This is a genomic window from Endozoicomonas arenosclerae, assembly GCF_001562015.1.
Lineage (GTDB): Bacteria > Pseudomonadota > Gammaproteobacteria > Pseudomonadales > Endozoicomonadaceae > Endozoicomonas_A > Endozoicomonas_A arenosclerae.
Genome location: NZ_LASA01000060.1, coordinates 71,447 through 87,064, shown reverse-complemented (window position 1 = coordinate 87,064; position 15,618 = coordinate 71,447). Strand labels below are relative to the sequence as shown.

Below are 15,618 nucleotides of genomic sequence, written 5' to 3'. Positions count from 1 at the left end.
TACTTGCTGGCTGTGACGACAATGATTCGCCCAGTCCTGACTCTCCGCCTGAAGATCAGATAAATACAATGACTTTGGAAGAGGTTGGTAATACCACCCTGCTGGTCTCAATGGACTTTGATAACCCTCCTTCAGGTTCAAAGCTGGATCCAAATAATATTGGCAAGAAGTATCCAGCAAAAGTTACTCTAAACAGCAATAACACTCTGTATGAGAACAACAATGCTATCCATAAATTTACAGCCGACGACAACATTCTGATCGAGGATGTCAATCTATCTGAATACCGAACGCTGTCATTTAGAGTCAAGTTTGATAATCAGCAGCCTGAAGATTACAGCAACATTATTGATGGCAGCCACTTTGGTGGGCGCTCCAGAGAACCTGCTCTTGTTCTTAATGGGAAGGGAGAGATTGAGCTATGGCGAAAGTGGTTCAATTCTTCAACACCTAACAACGATCAACCTGTTAAGCTCCTGGGTGGGATCAAACCACAAAAAGATGAATGGCTTTCCATCACCCTGACTAACGACCTTCATGGTTCAGTCCTCTATATCGATGGAAAAAAAATAGCAGAAGGCCTGCCAATCAATCTGGCCAGTAACCAGTTGAGTTTTGGCGCTGGAATTACAGGCGACGTTGAACCTCTGGGATCCGCCAACTTTTACATTGACGATATCAGAATCTATTCAGGTGTTTTGACCGAGCCTTATATTGCTCTTCTGGCACAAGAAAACAAAAGAACATTATCTGCCTACAGTCCCTCCCCATCTCACCAGATAAAAAATGTTCCGTTTGAAAATCTGACCTTGAAATGGCAACAGGGTAACGAGTTCAAAAATAACAACAGCCTTTACCGGGTTGAAATTGCCGAAGACGAGACTTTCAATCATGTTATAAACGAGTTCTCAACAACTGAAAACAGTATTGATATTGGTCAACTTCAACCTGAGCAGGACTACTTCTGGCGAGTAACTGTTTCAGATGGCACGTCAACAATCCAGGGGCCAGCCTGGCAATTTTCAACGGCTCGAGATGTAGATTACTCCACATTGCCGGAGCAAATTACCGTTATGTCATACAATATCTGGCATGCCGGTTCTCAAGCCAGCCCCGAATCAGGCCAGGAATATATCTACGAACAAATAATAAACAGCAATGTAGATGTCCTTTTGATGCAGGAATCTTATGGTTATCAAGCAGCGCTGGCCGAACGCCTTGGATTTTATTTAAAAACAGCTGATGCAGAAAATAACCTGACTGTGTTGAGCCGCTTCCCAATCGCTTCTGATCTTGTGCAATGTGACAGTGGTCTTTGTGGCGTCAGACTGAGTATGCCCGAGAATCGTGAAATGGATGTTTACTCTGTTTGGCTCAGTGCCAGCTCAGGTGGGGGCGATGTGACCAACCCGGTATCAGACCCCAAGTATACGAACAAAGAGTTGATAGCTATGGATCAGGGAAGGGCTGACACTCTATCTGCTTACATGACCAAGGCACTGAACGAAGCCAATACGAATCTACGCCCTGTCATCATAGCGGGTGATTTAAATACCTATTCACACCAGGACTTTACGGCAGAAACCAACTATTACGATCGCGGCGCAATAGATTGGCCTACATCTCTTGCAGCTGAAAACCTGGGATTTCTCGATAGTTACCGGGAAGTTAAGCCAGACCCTGTGACAAATGCTTGTAAAACCTGGACTCCCTACTTCAAGGGCAACCCTTCACAGGGAAGGATCGACTTTATTTTCTACTCTGGCAACCAGATATCTCCATCAGAAGCTTATTGTCTTCTGGCAGATGGTCATCCTGTTCTGCAAGCCTCTGATCATGGTGCAATCATCACCGGGTTTGATATTCTCAAGAAACAATGGCCTGAGTTGAACCAGTAAATCTTGCTGCTTTATCCCAGCCCACCCAAAAAGCCTTGAATCTGTCGTCTGAGTCCTGACTCTGGCCCCAGACTCAAGGCTCTACCTGCCAGTTCTCGGGCCTGTTCGTGCTGTCCCTGTTTCTTTCGGAGTTGAGCCATCAGATAGTAAACGGATGGATCCGTCGGACTGATTCTCATGGCTCTGGACAAAGAGCTTCCCGCCCGGTTCAGATCATTCTCTGCCATAGCATTCCATGCCTGATCCAGAAGCGTGCCTACCGCATCGGTTCGATGCTCATAGGGTGAGTCTGAATCGGTAGAAATAGATTGCGGCATATAGGCCACTTGTCCTGTGCCTGCACAACCCGTTAGCAAAGTGACTAACAGCAGAGGTAATAATCGCTTCATTTAATCAAACCATGACTTTATGGAATCAAACAGTGTTTTAACCGGTTCGCTAACGGTTCGACCACACCCCTGATACTCCACAGGTTCTGAACCTTTGATATAAGGCACTCTTACCGCGCCTTCACAACTGCGTCCTGTTCTTAAGTTGGCCGCCGGCTTAACCCAAACATATTCAACCTGCTCACTGTTCAAAGGTTGAACCGACTTGATGGGCACCTGTTGCATAAACCGGGTCCAGACCCTGAGCGCACCACTACTGCCAGTGAGACTGGTGGGGCTGTTATCATCATTCCCCAGCCAGGTAACGGCCATCAGATTGCCTGAGAAACCGGCAAACCAGCTGTCTCTAGAATCGTTGGTTGTACCGCTCTTGCCAGCCAGCTGAATATCCTGACTGATGCTCCAGTAAGCTCTGCGTCCTGTTCCTTCTCTCATTACCTGACCCATGGCATGCCGCAAAAGTTCCATGGGAGCGGCATCAAAAGCTCTTTCAACCGAGATACTGTACCGTTTCAGGGGCTGCCCCTGGGCATCAACCACCGCATCGATAGCACGCAAAGGCATTTTGTAACCTCCGCTGGCAATGGTTTGATACATGGAAGCGATATCCATAGGCGAAAGAGATGCCGCACCCAGCATTACCGACGGGTAATGAGGCAGCTTTCTCTCAACGCCCAAACTCTCAACCGTCTTGAGCACATTATCCAGTCCCAGAGCCATTCCTGTCTGAATAGCCGCCTGGTTGTAGGATTTGGCCAGAGCTTCCTGTAAAGGCACCATGCCCCTGGATTTACCGTCATAGTTGGAAGGCTCCCAAAGCCCACCCTGACCATCATCTACCTGAATAGGGGAATCATTAACTGGTGTCGTTAAGCTGAATCGTGCAGGTTGTTCCAGTGCAGTCAGATAGATAGCAGGCTTGAGCAGCGACCCTACTGGCCTACGGGCATCCACGGCCCGGTTAAAGCCAACATAACCTGGGTTTTTATCCCCTACTACTGCTAGAAGATCACCAGTCTGAGCTGAGGTCACTACCATAGCCCCTTGCAGTTCAGGGTTGTCCTTTTCCAGTTGGCCAACCGTGCTGGTCATACTTTTCTGGGCAAAGCGCTGGATAATGGGATCCATGTTGGTGAAGATCCTGAGACCTTCCGAAGTCAGATCACGCTCATCATAATCCTCACGCAGCTGCTTTTTCACCATATCGATGTAGGCAGGGTAAGCACTGGTGTTAAGCTGTTCTCTGGTGACGACTCCGAGAGGTAGTTTTTTTGAACGTTCGGCTTCAGAACGAGGCACAATACCTTCATCCGCCATCACATCCAGTACCAGATTTCTTCGCTCTTTTGCTCTTTCAGGAAAACGTCTTGGGTCGTAATACGAGGGACCTTTCACCAGAGCCACTAAAAGAGCCACACGGGCAAGACTCAACTCTTGAATAGGCTGGGCAAAATAGAAATGACTGGCAAGACCAAAACCATGAATAGCTCGTCTGCCATGCTGCCCCAGATAAACCTCATTCAGATAGGTTTCCAGAATTTCTTCTTTGGAATAATGAAAGTCCAACAGCACTGACATAATCGCTTCATTGACCTTACGGCTCAGAGTTCTGTCATTGCTTAGATAAAAGTTTTTAACCAGCTGCTGTGTCAAGGTACTCCCACCCTGCACAACACCTCCTGCTCTCAGATTGACCAGAAATGCCCTGGCAATAGAACTCGGGGAAATACCCCAGTGCTCATAGAAATTCTTGTCTTCTATTGCCAACAGGGCTTTTGTCAAAGCCTTTGGTGCCTGAGATTCACGAATGAGAATACGATCTTCAAAGGTCGAAGGATAAATTCCCCCAACCGGCTGAGGGTCCAGTCTCAGTAACGGAAGGCTCTCGGCATTCTTGCCCTTGAGACTGGTCACTTCATTTTCTGAAAAAACGACACTGGCATAACGTGAAGGCTCTGCCCCATCCGGGAAATGAAAGCCTCGGCTATAAATGATGAAGCGACTTCCTGTACGGGCAAAGGTACCAGGGCGTTTAACATCTCTTACCGCCTGGTAACCCTGACGTCGCAGTTGGGCCTGCAGTTCATCAGGGTTGAGTAACTGCCCCTCATACAGTTCCAGTGGGCGAGCATAGACCTGAGCAGGTATCGCCCATTTTTTACCTTCAAATTTTTTTGTGACAACCGCATCCAGATAAACGGTGTAGGCCGCCAGTACAATCAGACCGCAGACACCCAGCTTTACCAGAATCAAAAACCAGCGCTTGAGCCCACCAGCTTTAGGGGCTTTCTTCTTGCGTCTGGAGGATTTCCCCCTGGACGGTGTTTTTTTCTTTGTGACCATAGTGCGAGATTATACGTCATAGTTTTCCGTAATAGCTCTATGGTTTGCCGTGTTTTTTAATATGAAAACTCCGCTATTTAGAATCCTGTAAATAATTTCAAGGATCAAAATGAGCAACATTTCCAGCTTATGGCTGTTTACCGATACAGGCTCTCTTCGCTTCCCTTATTTGAATTTCCTCCATTAGAGGGATGAGCAAATCATCGTCAGGCAGGTATAATCAGAACCAGACAAAAAATAACAATCAACAACGGATCAAGACATTGAGCACGGAACTCATCGAGGCTTTACTCAAGCCCTCAGCCTATCCTCACCCTGTTGAGAAGATAGAGCTTTTGGAAACTCATATATCCTGGGTGATTCTGACGGGTGAGAAAGTCTACAAAATCAAAAAGCCCATGGATTTCGGTTTTTTGAATTTCACAGAACTATCTGACCGTAAGAAGTTCTGTGAAATGGAAGTCAAACTGAACCAACGGCTGGCTCCCCGACTCTATGACTCAGTGATTCCCATCAGCGGCTCTCCCGACAACCCTATACTGAATGACCAGACTCAGCCTTTCGAGTACGCCATTGTCATGAAACAGTTCCCGCAAGAGGACATGCTGGACTCAATCAGCTCGTCAGGAAAACTGACTCTTGAGCCCTTACTGGACGTCGCTGAACAACTCGCAGAATTCCATAGTGACATTGAAGTCAGCACAGCGGATCAGCACTACGGCTCGCAAGAGCATGTCTGGTTTCCGGTAGAGCAGAACTTTGATCAGATCAGACCTCTGCTGAATGAAGAACAGGACCTCGCCCAGCTGGCCAGAATGGAAAAGTGGGCAACAGACAGTTATCAGCAATTGTTGCCGCTTATTCGTGAGAGAAAGGAACAGGGTTTCATTAAAGCCTGCCATGGCGATGTACACCTAGGAAACATCACCATTTTTGAGGGCAAAGTCACTCTGTTTGACTGCATAGAGTTCAATGAAGATTTCCGCTGGACAGACACGATGGCCGACCTTGGCTTCTTGTGTATGGATCTGGATTCCAGGGGGCTTTCTCACCTAGCGTCACCTGTCGTTAACCGATATATGGAGATCAGTGGCGACTATCGTGGTTTAGGTCTTTTAAACTTTTATAAGGCTTACCGTGCTGTAGTGCGGGCAAAAGTTGTCCTGTTCCGTTTGCATGGTGACAATATTACAGATGAGCTTCGTAATGAAGTTCTGAGAGAATACCGTGAGTTTGCCACACTGGCTGAAAGTTATTCTAAGGAAGTAAAACCCTTTCTCGTAATTATGCAGGGACTGTCCGGCTCAGGAAAAACAACAGCAGGCAAACAACTGGTCGAAAACTCTCACTGCATTATGCTCCGAACAGACATTGAACGGAAAAGACTGTTTGGCCTCAAGCCAGAGGCATCAAGCCACGATGCCAAACTGGATATCTATACCCAGGAAGTCACTGATAAAACCTATAAGCAGATACAGGAAACAGCCGGGTTTCTGTTAAGTCAGGGCATTCCCGTGATCATAGATGGAGCATCCCTTAAAACGCAGGAAAGAACACTCTGTTGTCAGCCAGCAGAGGTGCTTCAGCTCCCCTATTTTATAGTCAAATGTATGGCACCCGACGACGTTCTGAAAAGCCGTATCAGTAAACGTCAATCCAACAACACTGACGCATCAGAAGCCACTGCCGACCTGATTCAAAAGCAACATCAATGGGAAGAACCGCTCTCTGATCACGAAAAAACCCACACCATAGTACTAAACACCGCCATCGAGAACTGGCGTGAAAAACTGCTATCTGACCTGACTGATCAATTAAATTGATCTATTTTTCCCTCTTCGGCTGCCCTTTTATGGGCAGCTGTAAAGACTCGTCTATCATTAAACTCATTAAAAGAAAATTCCTTCTGACATTCAGAAATATCAAACCCCTGACATGGACGCTTGGGACGATTTGGGAAACCGGTATGGCAACTGACCTGATCGAGTTAAAAAATCTAGGTAAAACTTCAGTGCAGTGGCTTAACGCTGTGGGTATTCGTACTCTTGAGCAACTTCATGAGGTGGGGGCAGTAGCAGCTTACTGCAAAGTGAGGGACAGAGGCTTTAAAGTTTCCAAGGTTCTACTCTATGCCATGGAAGGAGCTTTGATAGGTGCCCACTGGAACGAACTGGACAGTGAGCACAAACAACGCCTGTTAAGTGAAGTTCAAAACTATCAGGATTGAATTCGTTTAAGAAATGCCATTCTGACCGCATACCGGACATTCAGGATCAGCTTCCAGCGCCAGACTCTGCCACTCCATAGTGGCAGCATCAAACATCAGCAATCGACCATTCAATGACTTACCCGCACCTGTAAGTAGCTTGATCGCTTCCAACGCCTGCATGGTACCTATGGTCCCAACCACCGGTCCCAGAATCCCGGATTCAGAACAGCTCAACTCTTCTGCTATTTCTTCCGAGTAGAGACAACGGTAACAAGGTGCATTTTCCTGCCAACGATCAAAGACTGTCAGCTGACCGTTCAAGCGGATTGCAGCTCCCGTTACCAGCGGCACTCCAGCTTTGACACAACAACGATTCACCATGAAGCGGCTGTCGAAATTGTCTGTGGCATCCAGAACCAGGTCGGTATTTTCTACCAGACCCAACACTTCCTGCTCATCCAGTTTTCTCGGGATTGGATCGATTTCAATGCCAGGATTCATCGCACTGATTCTTGCTGCAGCAGCATGAACCTTAAACTGTCCGACATCATCTGTGGAAAAGGCAATCTGCCTTTGAAGATTGGTGGTATCGACCACGTCCGGGTCAATAATAGTCAGCCTTCCAACCCCCGCAGCAGCCAGATAAATAGCCGCGGGACAGCCCAGGCCACCCATTCCAACAATCAGAACATGAGCATTGAGCAACCGCTCCTGCCCCTCAATATCTACCTGAGGCAATAGTATTTGTCGGCTGTAGCGCAGCAGCTGGTCGTCATTCATCGTGAGAGTCATATCTACAGGAAGGGAGGGTGAAGTATACCGCCAGAAGCTAAAGCAGCAAGCTCTTACCGGGACGAGAATACAGAAAAGCCGTCCACAAAAAAGCCCTGACAGTGCAGGGCTTTTCCAGAAAGTCAGACAAGCTCTATCAAGCTTCTGACTCTACAAATTCAGCGTAAGCTTCGGCGTCCATCAGTTCGGACAGCTGACCTTCGTCAGTGATCTTCACCTTGAAGAACCAGCCCTCATCGTAAGGAGCACCGTTCACAGTTTCTGGTGTTTCTTCCAGTGCTTCATTGATAGCAACTACTTCGCCAGAAATCGGAGCATAAATGTCAGAAGCTGCTTTTACAGACTCAACCACGCCGGCTTCGTCTTCAGCAGCCAGAATGGAACCAACTTCAGGCAGTTCAACAAAAACTACATCACCCAGAGCTTCCTGGGCATGATCAGTAATACCAATGGTGGCAGTACCGTCTTCTTCGATTCGAATCCACTCGTGGGAACGAACATAACGCAGTTCGGATGGAATGCTGCTCATCGATAATTCCTCTGGTCACTTAACAGTTTCATTCTTTTCAATCACAGTCAGTCGGATGGCCACCCACTGACAGCACCGAATATTTATCTAGAAGGTAGTCGAAAAGGCTGTACTTGTAATTTCAGTATTTACCCTGACCCGGCTCACTCAGAGTCAGGAACTGAAAGGCATTAATTGAAACCTGAACAGTCTGTCCCTGTGCTGGCGATACTCCCCCTATTCATCCTGAGATGCAGGTCATTTTTTGTATCTTGGTCAGCACTTTTATTCGGACAATGAGTCAACTGCAAATAGCCAGCAGCTTCACATGACTACCTTCTGAAAGCAGGACTTCTATGGCCCCGGATATTCAAGCAGGCATTCTAACCAGAATCCATGACTCCGCCAATCTTTCATTCAAGACGAATGCACTGTATTGACATTCATTGACATGACTCAGATTCAGAACCTATACAAAAAGCCTTTCACTGTGACAGACTGAATAAATCAGAGATAAAAATAAACCGGAAACCGCATGACACTGACCGATGCGCGCCAGTTCAATATCAGCACGCTCTCAGAGCTGGAATCAGTGCTGCTTCACCTTTCAGAAGATCAGTACCAGAAAAAGTCTTCTCTCCTTTCGAGCTCAATTGGAACCCATGTCAGGCACATTATTGAGTTCTACCACTGTTTTTTTAAAGGATTGGATTACGGCGCCATTGATTACGACAATCGCCCCCGAAACTCGATATTGGAAGAATCGGCGAAACAGGCCATAGAGTATCTGAAGAATATTCATTTACTGCTCAGTGGCCAGGATATGTCTCACTACCCTGAATCCGTTGCAGTGGTCGCGCTACTGGACTCTGGACAATCCATTGAAACCAGCAGCAGCATTATCCGGGAGTTACTTTTTCTGCAGAGCCATACCACACACCATCTGGCTTTGATTGCCCTGATGCTGGGGCAGGAAGGTATCAAGCTGCCGGTTGATTTTGGTGTAGCCACATCCACACGACTGCACCAGAAATCAGCCGAGGAAGCCACCCAGGAATAGAGCTGATTCCCAGATCAGGCAGCAGGCCTGTTATATTCCAGGAAGGCTTTTGCCCCTGCTGCTCCCATGTATTTATTGAGTGTTCTTTCGTCCACTTTCAGAAGGTCGACGATAATCAATCCATCCAGGGCATTATTAAAATCCGGATCAACATTGAAGGCTGCCAACTCACCACGCAGCTTTAAATATTGTTTCAACAGGATGGGGATGCCTTTATTGTCCTTCTCTATCTGCTGGACCAGGGAAGACAGTTTTTCAAAGTCCGTCAGCCCCATTAAATCGGCCTGATTCCAGAAGCGTCCCTTACCTGGCTTCAGCGGAGTCGTGGGCTGAACCAGATCACGCAGCACACTGTCGGAGTTATTCACAGACAAGCAACCGGCCATCAGCTGACGCGATACTTCGCTGTAATCACTGCTGATGCTGACTGGACCAAACAATACCTTGTACCAGGGGTTGGCAGCGACATAGGCTCCGATACCCTTCCAGAGCATCATCAAGGCACTCAGGCTTCTCTGATATTCAGGAACGACAAAAGAACGGCCCATTTCCAGACAACTGCCCAGCTTGTGGATAAACTCGGCATGATAACGGAACAGACTGCGGGAATAGATGCCATGTACTCCCTTTGAACGCAGAATCTGGTCAACCTGACCAATTCGATAGGCGCCCATGATCTTGTCTTCTTTCTGATTCCAGAGAAACAGATGCAGATAGTAATCATCATACTCATCCAGATCTCTGGACTTGCCTGTGCCTTCACCGACGCCCCGGAATGTCACTTCACGAAGACGACCAATTTCCGGCAATATCTCAGGGAGCTGCTCAGAGGGGGCACAGTAAACACTCATTTCGCCCTTTTCCAGCAGCAGGCACTCATCGGGTAACCGCTCAACATTTGCCTTGAGCTTTTCGCTGGCAATGGGATCGGCAACCGGTTGTTCTTTTCTTTCTTTTTTAGGCAGAGAAACCAGTTTTGTGCGAACCGGTTTATGGGTTGAGAGGAGATAAGTATTCAAACGAAGATAGTTGGTCAGTGAGGCATCGGAACTCATCGTTTGATAGTCCAACTCATCCAATGTTCTTCCAATGCGGAAGCTCAGTGTTGAACCGCGCTTGTTCAGGAGTTCTCTGATCAGTCTCACTGTTCGCAGCTTAGGATGAATCAATCCCATAGCCTGAAATAACCAGCCGTTTCTACCCTCTATAAATACCGGTGTGACTTTCGCCTGAGTCTGCCGGATGATTCGGGCGGCTGTATTTCTCCACTTGGGATCTGTGACCTGTCTTAATGAAAGGTCGAGACTGGAAACTTCTCCTGCAGGGAAGATCAGCAACTGATGCCCCTCTTCCACCCACTTTCTGGCTTCTTCAATGGCATTCTGGTTCTTCTTTCGGGCATTAGCGCTGATAATATCAACACCAATAAACAGCTCTTTCAGCTCCTGTATCCGGCAAAGCAATTCATTAGTCAGCACCTTCACATCAGGACGTACCTGTAATAACAAATCAGCCAGAGCTACACCTTCAATACCACCAAATGGATGATTTGCAACAATAACCGAAGGACCTGTTGCAGGAATGGAACTCAAATCCCCTGATGCGATTTGATGCTGAACATTAAATATTTTCAGTACCAGTTTAAGAAAATCATCAGAGGGGTATTCTTCATTGACTTCTTTTTTATAGAGCTGATCAATTGTTTTAAGCCCTAAAAACCACTCAGCAGCAGCTTCGGGCAGACCAGACCGGGTTTTTTTTGGAAGTCTGAATGGAGAACTTTCAGGAGTCATCCGATTTTCCCTTTCAATTTTGTGAAAAACCTTGTTGCCCATTAGCTAAACACCATTGAAAAACAACAAGCCTTTTCTACCTCTATGGGTATTATTTTTTCTCCAATACTGGAGACTGGCCAACTTCCTATCTTTTATAATGAACAAGCTGGCCTACAGTAACAAGACTAGAAAGGGTAAATGACAATTCCGTTAACAGGATGTGAACGTTTTTATTTCTCGGTGGGCACTTGAAACTTATTGAGCTTGGGAAACGGCGGGAATACATCACCCCGCACAGGTCAGAAGGTATCAGAAAAGAATCCGTTTAATGGCATTATCCGTGTCGATGAATTCCATGATAGCGACAACAATTGCGGCCACCAGCATACCGGCTGCATTGTAAAACAGCAGACCACCATCATCGCCTATGATATTACCCATATTATCGAACTCAGGCATATTGATGCCCAATGGGGTAAATAAATGGAAGAATACCGCTCCAGCCATAACACCGGCTGAGAGAATCGCTCCATAAAGCCTGATGGCAGGAATCATAAGCATAATGGCAGCGATCAACTCTGTGATACCAACCCCATAAGCACCATACTCTGCGAACCATTCCAGTCCTGACCAGTTGCCAAGCACACTGAATATATAAACGGTCTCATAGGCATCGGTGAATTTGAAAAACAGGGATTGTACAAATACAAAGGCAATGTATATGCACAATAGCCATTTAAAACCTTCCTTGAACATAATGCTCTCCTTGCATTAGTTAGCCATCATTTTTGGCCAGTTTTTGTCACCCAGTTTGATAAAACCAGGAATGTCCTTTATCCACCTTGATTGAATATCAGCGTCGTAATTCAAATACAGCTTTTTATCGACTATTTTCCAGTAATTGGGGTCACCCGGGGCCCTTTGTTTTTTCTCAGCTATAGCCCAGGCGCAATAGCCTCCATACTGAGGGCGGTATTTATCAGGATCTTTCTTGAACATCTCAAGGTTTTTTTCAGACGAGAAGTACCATTCAACTTCCAGATACTTATATTTGAATCGGGCGTTGCCCTTAACAGCTTTGCCTTCAGTAAAATACGCGACGGTATCATAACCACTGACAGCTTTATTACTGAACCAGCCGGTATAGATATTCTTGGCTGCAAATGCGTTATTGCTAAACAGCAAGGCAATAGCAAAGACGGCTATAGCGAAAAGCCAATAGCTTTCACGGTGATGAGTGCGAATCATCCTCGCCTCCCTGCGGACAATTACTCCGTATCCGGATATTGTCTGACAAGCTCCCGCTCCTGCTTCCACTGTTTATATAGCTTCATGATGGAAGGTGGGCGAAATCCACGGCGCCGGTTAAGCCAACCTAATCGAAAGAGCGTTCGGTACTGATAAAACAGTACTCGATAAACTTCTTTCAGAGAACCTCTGCAATCCCAGATATGAGCGGCTTCGCTGCTGGCACCATTCACTTCAAGTATATAGTAATTTTCGCCATTCATTAGAGAATTTATATCTCTAAATCGAATATCAATCCGCCCGTAGAAATAATCAGGCAGGCCTTCCGCAACTTTATCAAAGGCTTCTTCCAGCTCAGGCGTAATAAATTCTCGGCCATCACGAAAAATAGCGCCTCTTGAATGACTGCCTGCAAATGCCAGTCGAAAGGGCATTCCCCTTGGAATAATTTGTTCCAGTTTTTGAAAATGACGCTGAAAATAAAGTTTGCTGACCTTGCTGGCTCTGGGATCTTTTTCAATGAGCTGCCTGAGTGTATCCACCCCATTGCCCACCACATAGGGAGGATATTTCAACGTGATGGAAAAAATGCGCCCTCGCTCTTCCCCTGGATAGCGAATATAAAATATGCCTGCTTCAGCTTCATAAGGTATGACCTGCTGAAGCACAATTCGCCCGGCCTTTGGAAAGTTGTTGATATAGGCTTTTAATTCCAGAATATCCCTGATGATCTGGACCCCTGCACCTCGACAGCCAACATCTGGTTTGGCTATAACAGGAAAGTCCAGATCAATCGACCCCATCAATTGCCGTGCCTGCCATATTGCGTCCTCCAATGAGTGCCACTCGGAAAGCAGACACCAGGGGGCTATTTTATCCCTGGCTTCACCAGTAGCTGACGAAAAGATCTCTGACTTTGATTCCCCGACCATCCCGCTCAAACTGATTCCAGGGTTACTGATTAATGGCAAACTGATTCCCTGATAGCGAACAGCTAACCACAACCATTGAATGGCTACAGGCAGATAAAAGATATAACCGGGCCAGAACTCGAAATAAGAGACCGGTTTTTCAGAGTCTTCTAAAGGAGGCATTCCCTGATGAATGCTTTTATTTTTCCCACTGGGGCGTATAAAGGTATCAACCAGACTGTCCGTGTCGGTTATTTCCATAGTTATTTCAAAACCCCATAATTGCGATATATCAATCGATGGCCGTACATAATCAGACAGACAATCAATGGCAGTAAAAGCCACTTCCACAACCCAACCTCAGACCAGAACATAACCCCTGCGGTATAAAAGCCTGAAAATAGTAATGCGGTCCAGACGACCGAAGCAAAAAGAACCAGAATAAGAAACTTTAAGAAAGAGAGCTCAAAAAATCCACACGCCGTATAAACAGGAAAGCGAAGACCCGGGATGACTCGAACAGAAATTATCGTTGTCAACATACGATTTTCCAACCAGACACCGGCTCGTTCTACTGATGCCAAATCAAGAAGACGACTCAGCTTATTTATTCTTCGAGAAAGAACACCTAAACCATAAAGTCCAAGGTCACCGGTAAAGATCCCAACAAATAGTGCAAAAAATGCAAGCTGGCCACTAATCATCCCATCAGCACTTAACAGAGCCGCAAATACAATAGCTGCATCTTCTAATACATAGCTTCCCAAGAGAATTAACAACGCCAGTAGCCAGGGATGCTGAATGTAATTCAGCCAGTATTCAAACATACTTTCACTGCCATTTTTTTGTCGTCTGAATCAGGTTATAACGTTGAATCCTGTTAATTCAATGACAAGTGACCGAATTTATCCGTCTGATATGACATTTTGAGCATCAATTATTTAAATAAAAAGCCACTCCATACAAGAAAAACCACACCTCTTCGGTAATCCTATGCTGCCCTTTTTAACTTGAACCATACTGACTTCAATCCAATTACCTACTCTGAGATAAGGAAGTCTCATCATGAAAGCAAGGATTGCTTTGTTGCTGACTTTACTGGGGTTTACCTTTCAAAAGGCTACCACCCAGGAAATTGAAATCGAAACCGCCCCCAGACAGGTGACCGATAGAATCATTATCAATTATCACCCTGAACCCACCGAAGGCAATGCTATCGCTCATATCAAGCAGGGGGTCAACTACGGTGCTTTTGGAGTGGCGGCAGGAAGAGATAAAGAAATTATTGAGATTGGTGGCAGCGTCAATATCAATGACGCCCAAATACTCGCCGACTCCCTGGAAGATAATCCTCAGGTAGCTTTTGCAGAGCCTGATTACATCATGCAAATCATGCGTGTTCCTAATGACTCCCGTTACAACGAGCAGTGGCACTATTTTGAATCCACTGCAGGCAGCAACCTGCCTGCGGCCTGGGATATTACCACCGGTCGCAGTGATGTCATTGTCGGCGTTATCGATACAGGCATTGTGTATCACAAGGATATCGATGGCAATGTTGTCTCCGGCCATGACTTTATCTCCCATTCCTGGATAGCCAATGATGGCGGGGGCCGAGACCAGAATGCTATAGATTCAGGTGATGCCATTACTTCCGCAGGCGCCTGTGGTTACTCCAACGGTCAACCCGTTCCACCAGCCCCCACAGAAAGCAGCTGGCACGGCACTCATGTTTCCGGAACCATTGCTGCAGAATCCAATAACAGCACAGGAGTTGCTGGCGTAGCCTGGAATGCCAAAGTGATGCCTCTAAGGGCATTAGGCCGTTGTGGTGGCTATACCTCGGACATTATTGATGCCATGCGCTGGGCAGCAGGTCTGGATGTTTATGGCATGTCCCGAAATACCAATCCAGTTAAAGTCATTAATATGAGTCTGGGAGGCTTTTCATACAGCTGTCCCCAAAGCTATCAGAATGCCATTAATGAAGTGGTCAGCGCCGGTGTAACTGTTGTAGTGGCAGCGGGTAACGAAAACACAAACGTGGCCTATGCTACACCTGCCAACTGCAGCAATGTCATTACTGTAGGAGCCATTGACCGTGGCGGAGATCGCAGCTGGTATTCCAACTACGGTAGTAATGTCGATATTTCAGCACCAGGTGGTGAAACCCGTTATTACGGCAATGGTGTTCTTTCTACAGCCAATGCTGGAGCCACTGCCGCGACCCAGGACAACTACGAGTATTATCAGGGAACCAGCATGGCCACACCTCATGTAGCTGGGGTTGCCGCGCTTATGTACTCCATTAACCCCAACCTGACTCCGGCAAGAGTCGAAGAAATCATCAAGCTCAATGCCCGCTCATTCTCCGGTGGCACATGCTCCACCAGCATTTGTGGTGCAGGCATTCTAGACGCTGGCGCTGCAGTACTGGATGCCAGAGACGAGTAAATCATCAAAGGGTAGATCCAACCGAAAAGGA

The 15,618-nt window shown here is 46.7% G+C and carries 14 protein-coding genes; 5 read left to right on the top strand and 9 right to left on the bottom strand.

Features of this window, described 5'->3' with window-relative positions:
* Window positions 1-68 precede the first annotated feature (68 nt).
* Window positions 69-1,898 (top strand): endonuclease/exonuclease/phosphatase family protein, encoded by a 1,830-nt coding sequence (locus WG89_RS08125; RefSeq protein ID WP_172806745.1) that lies wholly within the window; start codon window positions 69-71, stop codon window positions 1,896-1,898.
* A gap of 11 nt (window positions 1,899-1,909) precedes the next feature.
* On the opposite strand, the gene WG89_RS08120 is transcribed toward WG89_RS08125, so the two are convergent.
* Complete coding sequence (locus WG89_RS08120) at window positions 1,910-2,287, bottom strand: tetratricopeptide repeat protein (RefSeq protein ID WP_079253723.1); 378 nt, start codon at window positions 2,285-2,287, stop codon at window positions 1,910-1,912.
* Entirely contained in the window at window positions 2,288-4,630 is a 2,343-nt protein-coding gene (gene mrcB / locus WG89_RS08115; RefSeq protein ID WP_062263989.1) for a penicillin-binding protein 1B, read from the bottom strand.
* 263 nt (window positions 4,631-4,893) lie between these two features.
* Here mrcB and WG89_RS08110 point away from each other — a divergent pair, with 263 nt between their 5' ends.
* Both WG89_RS08110 and WG89_RS08105 read left to right on the top strand, forming a co-directional pair.
* A complete protein-coding gene (locus WG89_RS08110) occupies window positions 4,894-6,453 on the top strand; it encodes a bifunctional aminoglycoside phosphotransferase/ATP-binding protein (RefSeq protein WP_062263986.1) in 1,560 nt (519 codons plus the stop codon).
* A gap of 143 nt (window positions 6,454-6,596) precedes the next feature.
* The gene (locus WG89_RS08105; protein WP_062264089.1) at window positions 6,597-6,857 is read left to right on the top strand and encodes a TfoX/Sxy family protein; all 261 of its coding nucleotides are present in this window, start codon (window positions 6,597-6,599) and stop codon (window positions 6,855-6,857) included.
* 6 nt (window positions 6,858-6,863) lie between these two features.
* Here the strand turns inward: WG89_RS08105 and WG89_RS08100 are convergent, their stop codons facing one another.
* Together WG89_RS08100 and gcvH are read right to left on the bottom strand one after the other, a co-directional pair.
* The gene (locus tag WG89_RS08100) at window positions 6,864-7,631 is read right to left on the bottom strand and encodes a HesA/MoeB/ThiF family protein (protein WP_245662886.1); all 768 of its coding nucleotides are present in this window, start codon (window positions 7,629-7,631) and stop codon (window positions 6,864-6,866) included.
* 136 nt (window positions 7,632-7,767) lie between these two features.
* On the bottom strand, window positions 7,768-8,160 hold the full coding sequence (gcvH, locus tag WG89_RS08095) for a glycine cleavage system protein GcvH (RefSeq protein WP_062263982.1): 393 nt from the start codon (window positions 8,158-8,160) through the stop codon (window positions 7,768-7,770).
* 514 nt (window positions 8,161-8,674) lie between these two features.
* Between gcvH and WG89_RS08090 the strand changes: the two genes are divergently transcribed.
* Complete coding sequence (locus tag WG89_RS08090) at window positions 8,675-9,199, top strand: DinB family protein (RefSeq protein WP_062263980.1); 525 nt, start codon at window positions 8,675-8,677, stop codon at window positions 9,197-9,199.
* 14 nt (window positions 9,200-9,213) lie between these two features.
* Here WG89_RS08090 and WG89_RS08085 read toward each other — a convergent pair whose 3' ends face one another.
* From WG89_RS08085 to WG89_RS08065, 5 genes are all read right to left on the bottom strand, one after another.
* Window positions 9,214-10,992, bottom strand: coding sequence for a lysophospholipid acyltransferase family protein (locus WG89_RS08085; protein WP_172806744.1), 1,779 nt, complete (start codon window positions 10,990-10,992; stop codon window positions 9,214-9,216).
* 291 nt (window positions 10,993-11,283) lie between these two features.
* Complete coding sequence (locus tag WG89_RS08080; RefSeq protein WP_062263973.1) at window positions 11,284-11,730, bottom strand: MauE/DoxX family redox-associated membrane protein; 447 nt, start codon at window positions 11,728-11,730, stop codon at window positions 11,284-11,286.
* Between the two features lie 15 nt (window positions 11,731-11,745).
* Window positions 11,746-12,222 carry a YHS domain-containing (seleno)protein gene (locus WG89_RS08075; protein ID WP_062263970.1) on the bottom strand — a complete coding sequence of 159 codons (477 nt, stop codon included), beginning with the start codon at window positions 12,220-12,222 and terminating at the stop codon, window positions 11,746-11,748.
* A gap of 20 nt (window positions 12,223-12,242) precedes the next feature.
* Window positions 12,243-13,394 (bottom strand): D-alanine--D-alanine ligase, encoded by a 1,152-nt coding sequence (locus tag WG89_RS08070; RefSeq protein WP_216638451.1) that lies wholly within the window; start codon window positions 13,392-13,394, stop codon window positions 12,243-12,245.
* 2 nt (window positions 13,395-13,396) lie between these two features.
* Window positions 13,397-13,960, bottom strand: coding sequence for a DedA family protein (locus tag WG89_RS08065; protein WP_062263966.1), 564 nt, complete (start codon window positions 13,958-13,960; stop codon window positions 13,397-13,399).
* Between the two features lie 238 nt (window positions 13,961-14,198).
* On the opposite strand from WG89_RS08065, the gene WG89_RS08060 reads away from it, so the two are divergent.
* Window positions 14,199-15,587 (top strand): S8 family peptidase, encoded by a 1,389-nt coding sequence (locus WG89_RS08060; protein WP_062263963.1) that lies wholly within the window; start codon window positions 14,199-14,201, stop codon window positions 15,585-15,587.
* Window positions 15,588-15,618 lie beyond the last annotated feature (31 nt).